Raw genomic sequence first — 1,184 nt, forward strand, 5'->3', positions numbered from 1 at the left:
GTAATCATCTTCTTTTGTTCTTACTTCTCTTTCCGGAAAACAAATATCGAACAAACCGCTGCGACCAAAATACCACCGCCAAATAACTGGAATGCCCGGTCCAAACCGATATTGACAATCAGGCTCAAAACCAAGCTTCCTAGGCCATAGCCTGAGAAAAGGAAAAAAGCGAAAAGACCTATAGCAGCGCCTTTTTTGGAGCTGAACGTGGTGGCAATAGCGGCAAACAAGGGATGGGATAAATCAAATCCTAAAGACAGCAATGCCACCAAAACACAGGAAACTGCAAGGCTGAAATTCTGGCTTAGAAGCAACACGGCGACCGCGCCCAGGAATAGGCCTACGGGTATGATCTTGTTTCTTCCGTGGCGGTCGGCGAGCCTGCCCAACAATGGCCCAAACAATAGCCCCGGGATACCATAACCTAATAAGGCGAGACCGATATGAAGTTGGTTCAACTCGTAATTCTTATAGAAAAAATAACCGAGCCAGGCGAAAATCCCACTATGGAACATACCGTTAAACAATACATAAAAATAAGTGCGCCTTGCTCTAGCTGTCGACAAGATACTACGGAAAGACACCAAAATATTATCCCTGCTTTTTGCCCCTACTTCCCTTTCTCCAAAGATGTTCTTTTGCTGGATCAATATCAGGGCAAAAATAACCAACCCCATAATGGCGACTCCTACAAATAGCCATTGCCAGCCGATCAGAGAAGTTAGTAACGATCCGGTGCTGGCCCCAAACGCGGTACCTCCTGCCACGCTGCCGAAGAAGATCCCCAAGGCATGCCCCCGCTTTTGGTAAGGATAGGTATCACTGATCCAACTAATGGTTGTAGGGGCGATACCGGCAGCACCGATGCCGGTCAATAATCTTAGGAAAATCATCTGGTTGATGCCGTGTACAAAAGCTGTCAACAGCGTAAACATCGAAAACATTACCAGGCAAAAAGCAACAATCCGGAATCTTCCGATCCGGTCGCTAAGTGGTGCGTACACCAATGTGAATAGCCCATACCCGAGCAAGTAAGCAGGTTCGATAAAACTGACGTGCCGAACAGTAGTACCGAACTGTTCAGAAAGCGTGGGCAGCAGCGGAGCTACCATGAAGCCCTGGAACATGATTACGAAACTAGCCAATGATAAGATATAAACAGGCAACATGGATACCTGTGCAGC

1 protein-coding gene is annotated in these 1,184 nt (G+C 47.1%); it reads right to left on the reverse strand.

What is annotated here, in order from left to right; all coding sequences use genetic code 11:
- Window positions 1-20 precede the first annotated feature (20 nt).
- The coding region (locus FM107_RS05255; protein WP_306298635.1) for an MFS transporter at window positions 21-1,184 on the reverse strand (1,164 nt) is incomplete at its 5' end.

This window comes from Sphingobacterium sp. JB170, from assembly GCF_900163865.1.
Lineage (GTDB): Bacteria > Bacteroidota > Bacteroidia > Sphingobacteriales > Sphingobacteriaceae > Sphingobacterium.